This window comes from Sphingobium olei, assembly GCF_042678845.1.
Classification (GTDB): Bacteria; Pseudomonadota; Alphaproteobacteria; order Sphingomonadales; family Sphingomonadaceae; genus Sphingobium; species Sphingobium olei.
Genome location: NZ_JBHTLS010000085.1, coordinates 1 through 9,534 on the forward strand (window position 1 = coordinate 1; position 9,534 = coordinate 9,534).

Below are 9,534 nucleotides of genomic sequence, written 5' to 3' on the forward strand. Positions count from 1 at the left end.
CAGTCCTTTGCGGCTATGCTCATCTCGAGCAATGCCAGTCCATGCCATTGATCACTCCATCTCTCGCAAGGACGGCGTGAATCATAACATGCTGGTATTGCTCAACAACTTTTGGATCGGGCTCTTATATACATCGACCCCGCCCAGAAGTTCGGCCGGAACATCACCCCAAGACAGTCCGCGACTGCTGTTGGCGGAGAAGGTGTCGCGGCCGTTGAACTCGTTGCGGACTTGCGGAAGGCCCCGAACGATAACGCCGGAAGGTTCGGCCGTGAAGTGCGCCGTGTCGGTGTTTAGAGCAAAACGATTGACGGTGATCCCTGGAACGCGCTGAAGCGCCTCGGCAACCGACTTGTCCGGGAAAGCGCCGATATCAGTCGCGGTTATAGAATCCATAACCGTGTCGGCATTTCTCTTTCGCACGGCCGCGGTCTGCAGCGCTCCACGCACGCCGGTCACGATGATAGCCGCATCCGAAGGCGGGTCGGCCTCCTTGGCAGCGCTGTCATCCGCGTCCTGCGCGAAGGCCGACGTACTTGCCGCGCAAATGGCCAGCGCGAGCGACGACGCACCGGCAAACAATAACCCATCTGAACGAATGGAAATTTTTCCCATCATGCCCCTCCCCAGTCCGGCTCCAATCCTGAGCCGCCTCCTATTGATCCGTTAGACAACCGCACACCGAACTAAGCCGATTTCGCGCCGCATAACCCTCGAATCCTATTGTACGAGTAATGCACTTATAGAGTCACTTAGCGGTCCCGCGCAAGGCTTGAATGCAAAATACATGTTAGACATATCCGTTAGCTGGAGGAACCTGTTCGACCCAAGCGAACTGCCAGAGCGACGTTCCCCTCAAGACGAGACCGGCCTATTCGGTGGTCGCGGCATGTCGAACGCCGGACTATCCGATGCCACGACATGAAGAGCATCCATAAGGCTACCCTTTCGGGCTGAATCAGTTACTCTTTCAATTGATCCCGTAGTGCCGCGGCTCGCTTGCACGACATAGTCGAGCCCTGCGACATCGTCTTGTCATATCCGCCGCATTGAAGACCCGCCGCCCGTTACGGCTGCCAAATCGCTGTTCGACCCATCGGTATCGGACGCGTGCGGGGATTGCCGACTTTTCGCCGATATGATCCTGCCGACTTTGGCGCGTATGGATGAAGGCCATACCCGCGCGATCCGCCATCGAACGGAGCGCTCCTACCCATTCCGAATGATCCGGTTCTTCCCATCATGCGAAATCGAACTGAAAGGCGCTGGCCAGGCGGCTTGGCAAACGGTCCGGCAGTGCAACCGTCAGTGCAGACCCATCCTGCCGAAAGTCTAGCGCTGCGGGATTGCCCAGTAAGGTGACCTGCCTGATGCGGCGCTGATCGTACGGGTTGCCCGCCGCCAGCGATGCGATCGCTATGCTGCCGCGCGGTTCCCCTAGAGTGATCGCATAAAGCGAGTTGCCGCGCGTCGTGAAGCGCATGTCCTGCGCCGTGTAAGCCACATCTTCCTGGAACATTCCGTCCCGCGTTTCGGTTGGGCCTTCCCCATGGATTTTCCAAGGCCGCGTGCCATGGATCGCGGCAGCGTTGACCTTCATCCATGCGGCCAAGTCGATCAGCAGGCGATCGGACTCGGGCGGCAGGCTGCCGTCGGGATAGAGAGTGACGTTCAGCAGCAAATTGCCGTTCTTGCTGACGATATCGGCCAGCAGGCCGATCACCGTGCCGGCCGACTTGTATGGGTGGCTATCGCTGAAGAACCAGTCCGCGTTGGATGTGTCGGTCTGCCAAGGGCGATCCTGAATGCCCTTGAGCACGCCCCGTTCGACGTCCTGAACCACCGCGCCTCTGTGGAACTCGCCGGAGCCCGTCTGTTTGCAGTTGTAAACCGCCTCAAGCTTGCCGGTCCGGGCAATATTGCTGTTGTAGAAGTGGGCCAGCAGACTGCGCCCCGTCTCACCGAATGGCAAACCGCCATCGCTGTACAGCAGGTCCGGTTGATAAGTGTCGAGCAGGTCACTGATGCGGTCGAACCAGAGGCGATGAAAGGCGGTATTCTTCGTATACCAGGACTGAGGCGTGTTGATGAACGGTTCGGCCGGATTGTCGTGGTAGAGATCGGCAAAACGGGCGTCACTGCCATCATAGGAACGGCCCAGCATCGGCCAGAACTGGTCGTATAGATGAGAAGGGTGCCACCAGGTATAGCTTGCCCCGAGATGCTCGGACACGCCGAAGCGCATCCCCTGACGCTTTGCCGCAGCCTTCCATGCGCCCACAATATCGCGCTTGGGGCCCATCTCAGCTGCGTTCCAGCGATGATGGCGCGAGCGCCAGAGGTCGAAATTGTCATGATGGACGCCCATCGAAACGAAATATTTGGCGCCCGCGGCCTTATACTTCGCCATCAACGCTTCGGGATCGAAGCGCTCCGCCGTCCAAAGCGGAATAATGTCCTTATAGCCCTTCTCCGAGGGATGACCGTAGGTCTTCAAATGATGGTCGTAGTGCGGGTGGCCCGGCACGTACATGAAGCGCGCATACCAGTCGCCCTGCCGCGGGACCGCCTGAGGGCCCCAGTGCGCCCAGATGCCAAACTTGGCGTCAGCGAACCAGGAAGGAACCTCATAGCGGTTCAGGCTCTCTACCGACGAGTCGAAATGACCGGAGGCAATTTTCGCAGACACTTGCCGGGCGCCGACGCTCGCGGGTGCCTGCGCCAAGCCAAAGGCGGCTGCCAATGGCACCCCAAGAACCTCACGTTTGGTAAAGCCTGCCACCCCATTCTCCTTCACACGCGCCTCTTAACGGGCGACCATTGCCTATGGTTTGCATATTTACAAACATATTTTCAATTTGCAATTGCAGCACGGTTCGACAAAATCGAACATCGGCACCGAGACCAAGTGCCAAGGGAATGATCAATCGTGCCGCGATCCGAACTCAAGCGCGCCTATGCGGCGCCGGCAGTCGAAAAGACCTTCGAAATCCTGGAATATCTGGCCACCCAACCAAGGGGAGCGCTGGTGAGCGAGATCGCCGCCGATCTCGGGCGAACCGTGGGCGAACTGTTCCGGATCGTCGTGGTACTGGAGAATCTGGGATATCTGCGGAAATCACAGACGACAGACCGATATACGGTGACATACAAGCTGCTGGACATCGCATTCCGGGCTACCCCGTCACAGGATCTGGTGCGCGCTGCCTTGCCCGAAATGCAGGGGCTGGCGCTCGAAACGGGCCAGTCCTGCCATCTGGTGGTGCCCGCCCGTGGGCACGGCATGGTCGTTGCCCGAGAGGAGCAGCCCGGCACTCGCGGATTTTCCCTCAAGGTCGGCACCATCGTCGATATCGTTAAAAGCTGTTCGGGCCAAGTCATCCTCGCCTATTCAAGTCCCACGCGGGTCGATCGGATGTTACGCGAGGTCGAGGAGGAACGACATCTGACGGTGGACCGAGCGTGGCTGGCAGAGCGGCAGGAGACGATCCGTCAGACCGGGTTCGACAGCAGGCCAAGTCCGATAACCCAAGGCGTTACCGACATCAGCTTCCCGGTCTTCGGTTTCGACAAGCATGTCGTTGCGGCGCTCACCATCCCGTTCCTCTCGTTCATCGACGGATCGCAGAAGGTAGAAATCGAAGCGGCGCGTGACATGCTGCGTCGCACGACCGAACGAATTTCCGACCGGCTGGGTTATCAGCCCTGACTTCGTCCGCTCAGGTTCCGGAAGCCACGGAGCGTTGCTGATGGATCAAAAGACCGGGTTGCCCGGTGCTTCCGCCAAGCGAAACCGCCAGGTCAAACGCCCTTCTTCAGGTGATCGGCCAACGTGAAGATGCGATCGGCGGGTTGCCACTTCACGCCATCGCCGGCTGACGGGACGGGCTTCTGGAATCGGTCCATCTGCGCCTCCCAAGCCTGCGATTCCACACTGCCGGTCCGATCCTTTGGCGCGGCATCGCCCGCAGTCTCGGTGATCATGACCAGCCGATCGCCGGTGCGATAAATCTCCATCAGCGTGTTGCCGGCATCGACGATATCCCGCAGCACCTGCGCAGGAACGTTGCCCGGTTGGTGCCATCTTTCATATTCCTGGGCCAGCGCATCATCGCTCAGATCGAGTATATAGACCTGCCTTGCCATCACGCCGCTCCCATCGCAGACGCATGCATCGCTCGCCGGCCGAACCATGCGATCACCAGGAAACAAACCAGCGGCACGAACATCGCCATGGGCAGGGAATGGAGCCGCTCTGCGATGAGGCCGGTCAGCGGCGGGAAGATGGCGCCGCCGATAATCGCCATGACGATCAGCGAAGAGGCAATCCGCTTGTTCGGCCCCAGTCCTGCAAGACCCAGGGTGAAGATGGTCGGGAACATGATGGACTATGAACAGGCTGGTGAGTCCTAGCGCGACGACCGCGACGAGGCCACCAGCGCCCATCGCAATGCCGCATAGCACCGCCGCGATCAATGCGTAGGCAGTCAGCAGCCGAGGCGCGGGGACATAGCGCATCAGCGCAGCGCCGGCGAACCGACCGATCATGAACAGGAATAGGCTGATGCCAAGCCATTGCGCAGCGAGCTTCTCACCCACGCCGGTCTGGTCCTGAGCGAAATTGATGAAATAGCTCCACACCGTCACCTGCGCGCCCACGTAGAAGAACTGGGCGAGTATAGCTGCCCTCAAACGCGCGCTGCGCAGCGCCGCACCCAGGCCGCCGCCGGTCTGGTTCGTCGCCCCTTCTTCGGCAATGACAGGAAAGCGGGTCAGCATGACTACCACTGCAAGGAGCAGGACGACGCCGGCGAGCCCCACATAAGGCAGTCGCACGGCAACGGCTTCGGCCGCGCGATAGGCGTCGATCTGCGCAGGAGACATGGCGGCCATCTCGGCGACACTATGCTCGATGCCGGAGAAGATCAGCGCGCCCCCCATGAACGGCGCGATCACACCACCGAGCCCGTTGAAGCTTTGGGCGAACGTCAGTCGCCGCGCCGCGCTCTCCTCGCGTCCCATGGCGGCGATCAGAGGATTTGCCGCAGTTTCCAGGAAGGCCAGACCCGCAGCAATGATGTAAAGCGCGACAAGGAAAAAGCCGAACGCCCGCACTCCGGCCGCTGGCCAGAAGAGCAGCGCTCCAACCGCATAAAGGCCCAAGCCGGTGACAATCCCTGCCTTGTAGCCGCGCCGGGCTATGAACCATCCCGCGGGGAGCGCGAAGGTGAAATAGCCGAAGTAGAAAGCAGTCTGGATCAGGCCTGATTCCATCCGCGACAATTCGAGCGCCTTCTGAAACTGCTTGATGAGGATATCGTTGAAATTGTTGGCGATCGCCCACATGAAAAACAGGCTGGTGACGACTGCGAATGCCACCAGGAAGCGGCGCTCCACCAGAGGTGCCGGCCGCTCGCCGCCACTTCCCGATGGTTCTGCTATTTCAAAATGCATCGATGACACCGCTCACCTCCCCTTCTATTTGTATCGATCACCGGACGTCAGGCATTGGACCAGCCCCCGTCGATCACATGGCATTGCCCTGTCACGAACGCCGCCGCATCGCTCGCCAGCCATAGGACCATGGCCGCCACCTCTTCCGGCCTGCCCAACCTTCCGACTGGCTGCCGGGCGGAAAACTGGGCCAGCGCCGCATGGAAATCCCCGGTCGAGCGCAGCCGTTCTTCCAGTGAGGGCGAGTGGACGGTGCCTGGGCAAACCGCATTGCATCGGATGCCCTGTGTGACATAGTCCACGGCAATGGCCTTGGTCAGTCCGACCACGGCGGCTTTGGTCGTATTGTAAACGAAGCGGTCGGGCACGCCGATGATGGCACCCGCGACCGAGGCGATGTTGATGATCGAACCGCCCCCCGCACCGATCATGCCGGGCAATACGACCCGTATCAGCCGCGACATCGCCGCGACATTGATCGAAAAGGCCTCTTGAAGGTCGGCGTATTCCGTATCGGTTGGCCACCAGTTCCGGGAGTCGCTCCCAACCCACGATCATGATCGCATTGATCGATCCGCTTGCAACCAATGTCAGGACGACCAACGTTCCCATCACCGAGAAGCGCGCCAGCATGGTTGACGCCCGCCGCACGTCGGCCATGTCGGTTCGCAGTGTCAGCAACGTCCCGAGAAGCACCGCGAGCGCGCCGATCCAGGCCGCCGCCGCCCATATATGCACCACGTCGGCGGCGCGGTGGAGCGTGCCCGCCATGCCTTCGGTCGCGCCGGCATGTCCTGTCCAGGCCAGCGTCGCGGCGGCGACGGCTGCGGGAATGAGCGCCAGTCGCGGCCGATGAGCCGCCGCACAGATAGCAGCGATCAGCAAGGCCGTCGCACGCACCGCCAGAACAAGGCCCAGCGGCGTCAGAGTTAACAGGATCCGCACGGTCGTCCAGTCGGGAGGCATCATGGCGGAGCCCGCCATCGATGATGCGCTGGCGAGCAGCCACAGTGCAGACGTCGAGACGCCGCCTAGCGCCAGCGCAAAGATGACCAATCGCCGGCCTGCCATGCCCATGACCCACCAGAACAGTGGCAGGCCCATGAGCAGGGCAAGGTCTAGCATGAGCGCGAGGCGCACCGCGATGAGCACCCTATCGCCCACGGCGGCTTACTTGACCTTGAAGCTGTAGCTGCCTTCCATCTTGTGCTGGTCGGCGCCGACGATGTGCCATTTAAGGTCATAGCTGCCGGCGGGCAGAGAGCGGGGCAAGGTGACGGTCATCGTCTTGCCTTCGACGCTGGTCTTGAAGCCCTTGATCGGCATCGGCGGATGATCGGCCATGCCGGGCATCCCGGTCATGACGATCTCGACACCGCTCATTGGCGCGAGGAAGGTTTCGGAGAAGGTGAGCGTCAGTTTCGTGGGCTTGGCGACGGTTGCGTTCGCCGCCGGGCTGGACGAGAGCAGCTTGCTGTGCGCTGCGGCGACGCCCGGCAGGGCGATGGCGGCGGCGGCGATCAGGGCGACGAGCGAACGGTTCATGGGACAGTCTCCGGCAAGGATGGATAAGGGGCTTTACGCATAGACTTGCCCGCTCCCTCATCTGCTGCGCATAATTTCCGACGAGGGATCGGCGCGCGGCGCGCGTATGCGGTGCGGGAACATGGAGACGATGACGATGAGCGACCTTGACCGGATGCTGGATGCGATGCGCGCCATGCCGACCGACGCCCGGCTGACGGGGATCGACGGCGCGGTGATCGCGGGCGTTGCGCGGCGGCGCGAGCAGGCGATGGCGCGGCGCAGTCTGGCGCTGGCGGGGCTGCTGGCGATCGGCATCGGCTGGGCGGGCACCATCCTGCCGGCCGCGCCGGCGCAGGCTTCGCCTCTGCCGATCGGCATGTCCGATTATGCGCCCTCGCGGCTGCTCGGCCAGTGAGCGCGGGTCGTTGAGCGCGGGCCGCTACCTGTTGGTGGCGCTGGTGGCGTTTGCCGCCGCGTTGGCGGCCGTGTTGGTGGCACGCACCTGGCTTGCCCCTGCTCCCCGCGTGGAGAGCGAGGTCCACGCGCTGCTGCATGAGCGGCTCACCCTGGACGCAGCACAGGAAACGCGCATCCACGCGCTGGAGGAGACCTTCGCCAAGCGCCGCGCGGGCCTGGAGGCGGAGATGCGCGCCGACAACCAGCGGCTGGCGGCCGCGATAGCCGCCGAGCATGGCTATGGGCCCAAGGTCGGCGCGGCGGTCGACCGAACGCATCATGTGATGGGCCAACTGCAGAAAGAGACGTTGCAGCACATCTTCGCCATGCGCGGCGTGTTGCGCCCCGATCAGGCGGCGCAGTTCGACGCCGCCGTCGTCAAGGCGCTGACGCAGCCTGCCCAGTCCCAGCGATAGAGTGAGCGCCGCCGATCCCGAGGATCGCGCGCTCGTCGCCCGCGCATTGGCTGGCGACCAGTCGGCCTATACCGGGCTGATGCAGCGCCACCGCGACGCCGTCTATCGGCTGGCGCGCGGCCATGTCGGCGATGCGGACGAGGCGCTGACGTTACGCAGGAGGCCTTCGTCGCCGCCTTCGCCGCCCTGGCCCGCTATGACAACGCCCGTCCCTTTCGCGTCTGGATTGCCCGGGTCGCGCTCAACAAATGCCGTGACTGGGCGCGGCGGCGCGCGGTGCGGCGCTTCTTCACCGGCGCACGCCCTATCGACGACGCGCTCGACATACGCGATGACGGCGCCACGCCCGAGGAGGCGCTGGAGTCCACGCGCGCTCTCGCCCGGATCAACGCCGCCGTCGCCGCCCTGCCAGCGACATTGAAAGACCCACTGCTGCTTTGCGCGATCGAGGGCATGAGCCAGATCGAGGCGGGCGAGGTGCTGGGCGTGACCCCCAAGGCGGTGGAGACACGGCTCTACCGCGCGCGCGCGAAGCTGAGCGAAATGTTGAGGGATTAGCCTGCCGCACGCGTAAGAGGGAGCATGGCTTCCCTGTCTCTCGATCGACGCGCCCTGATGAAAGGCGCCGCCGCGCTCACCCTGGCCCAAGCCTTTCCCGCATGGGCGCGCAGCGGATCGGCGGGCCTTCACCCCGCGCTGGATGTGCTGTCAGGTGAGGCCATCGCCTTGACCGTGGGTGAAAGCCACTTCGCCACCGGCGGCCGATCGGCCCATGCGATCACGATCAATGGCACCCTGCCCGCGCCGCTCATTCGCCTCAAGGAAGGGCAGACTGTCCGCCTCGCCGTCACCAACCGGCTGAAGGAGGATACGTCGATCCACTGGCACGGGCTGATCGTGCCGTTCCAGATGGATGGCGTTCCGGGCATCAGCTTTCCGGGCATCCGGCCGGGTGAGACCTTCGCCTATGAATTCCCGATCCGCCAGTCGGGCACATACTGGTATCACAGCCACTCAGGCATGCAGGAGGCGATGGGCCATTACGGCCCGATTGTCATCGATCCCGCCGGCCTGGACCCGGTGCAGGCGGACCGCGAGCATGTGATCGTCCTGTCCGACTGGTCGCCGGTCCATCCCCATGTGCTGCTCAAGCGCCTCAAGCAGATGGGTGGCTATCATAATTTCCAGAAGCAGACGCTGGCCGGACTGATCGCGGGCAGGGACCAGAGCCTCAAGGAGCGGATCGACTGGGGCAAGATGCGGATGGACCCCACCGACATTTCCGACGTCACCGGCTCCACCTACAGCTTCCTGGTGAACGGCCATGGCACGCCGGAAAACTGGACCGGCCTGTTCTTGGCCGGCGAGCGGGTTCGGCTGCGGATCGTCAACGCATCTGCCATGACCAATTTCAACGTGCGGCTGCCCGGCCTTCCCATGACCGTGGTCCAGTGCGACGGCCAGCATGTCCAGCCGGTCGAGACTGACGAGTTCCAGATCGGCATCGCCGAAACCTATGACGTGCTGGTCCAGCCGACCGAAGCCAAGCCCTACGGCCTGATCGCCGAGGCGATCGACCGCTCCGGCCTCGTCCGCGCGACGCTGGCGCCGCAGATCGGCATGGTCGCGCCGATCCCGCCGCTGCGCCAGCGCCCGCTGCTCACCATGAAGGACATGGGCA

At 62.9% G+C, this 9,534-nt stretch carries 10 protein-coding genes and 1 pseudogene; 6 read left to right on the plus strand and 5 right to left on the minus strand.

Going from position 1 to position 9,534, the window contains the following annotated elements:
- Positions 1–81: 81 nt before the first annotated feature.
- Complete coding sequence (locus ACFQ24_RS05015) at positions 82–618, minus strand: TonB-dependent receptor plug domain-containing protein (RefSeq protein WP_380909431.1); 537 nt, start codon at positions 616–618, stop codon at positions 82–84.
- Positions 619–1,240: 622 nt separating this feature from the next.
- Entirely contained in the window at positions 1,241–2,782 is a 1,542-nt protein-coding gene (locus tag ACFQ24_RS05020; protein ID WP_380909433.1) for an alpha-L-fucosidase, read from the minus strand.
- Positions 2,783–2,929: 147 nt separating this feature from the next.
- Here ACFQ24_RS05020 and ACFQ24_RS05025 point away from each other — a divergent pair, with 147 nt between their 5' ends.
- Positions 2,930–3,709: an IclR family transcriptional regulator gene (locus ACFQ24_RS05025; RefSeq protein ID WP_380909435.1), complete on the plus strand. Its 780-nt coding sequence runs from the start codon at positions 2,930–2,932 to the stop codon at positions 3,707–3,709.
- A 92-nt stretch (positions 3,710–3,801) separates the two neighbouring features.
- Here the strand turns inward: ACFQ24_RS05025 and fucP are convergent, their stop codons facing one another.
- Together fucP and ACFQ24_RS05035 are read right to left on the minus strand one after the other, a co-directional pair.
- The gene (gene fucP / locus ACFQ24_RS05030; RefSeq protein ID WP_380909448.1) at positions 3,802–5,454 is read right to left on the minus strand and encodes an L-fucose:H+ symporter permease; all 1,653 of its coding nucleotides are present in this window, start codon (positions 5,452–5,454) and stop codon (positions 3,802–3,804) included.
- 47 nt (positions 5,455–5,501) lie between these two features.
- Positions 5,502–5,918: an SDR family oxidoreductase gene (locus ACFQ24_RS05035; protein WP_380909437.1), complete on the minus strand. Its 417-nt coding sequence runs from the start codon at positions 5,916–5,918 to the stop codon at positions 5,502–5,504.
- A gap of 92 nt (positions 5,919–6,010) precedes the next feature.
- Here ACFQ24_RS05035 and ACFQ24_RS05040 point away from each other — a divergent pair, with 92 nt between their 5' ends.
- Positions 6,011–6,310: a hypothetical protein gene (locus ACFQ24_RS05040; protein ID WP_380909439.1), complete on the plus strand. Its 300-nt coding sequence runs from the start codon at positions 6,011–6,013 to the stop codon at positions 6,308–6,310.
- 314 nt (positions 6,311–6,624) lie between these two features.
- Here the strand turns inward: ACFQ24_RS05040 and copC are convergent, their stop codons facing one another.
- Positions 6,625–6,999: a copper homeostasis periplasmic binding protein CopC gene (gene copC, locus ACFQ24_RS05045; RefSeq protein WP_380909440.1), complete on the minus strand. Its 375-nt coding sequence runs from the start codon at positions 6,997–6,999 to the stop codon at positions 6,625–6,627.
- Between the two features lie 136 nt (positions 7,000–7,135).
- Here copC and ACFQ24_RS05050 point away from each other — a divergent pair, with 136 nt between their 5' ends.
- The 4 genes and pseudogenes from ACFQ24_RS05050 to ACFQ24_RS05065 form a co-directional block, all read left to right on the plus strand.
- Positions 7,136–7,396: a hypothetical protein gene (locus ACFQ24_RS05050; protein WP_380909442.1), complete on the plus strand. Its 261-nt coding sequence runs from the start codon at positions 7,136–7,138 to the stop codon at positions 7,394–7,396.
- Positions 7,397–7,406: 10 nt separating this feature from the next.
- Positions 7,407–7,853: a periplasmic heavy metal sensor gene (locus ACFQ24_RS05055; RefSeq protein WP_380909444.1), complete on the plus strand. Its 447-nt coding sequence runs from the start codon at positions 7,407–7,409 to the stop codon at positions 7,851–7,853.
- A gap of 1 nt (position 7,854) precedes the next feature.
- Positions 7,855–8,411 (plus strand): annotated as a pseudogene (locus ACFQ24_RS05060) (RNA polymerase sigma factor).
- A gap of 24 nt (positions 8,412–8,435) precedes the next feature.
- The coding region (locus ACFQ24_RS05065) for a copper resistance system multicopper oxidase (protein ID WP_380909446.1) at positions 8,436–9,534 on the plus strand (1,099 nt) is incomplete at its 3' end.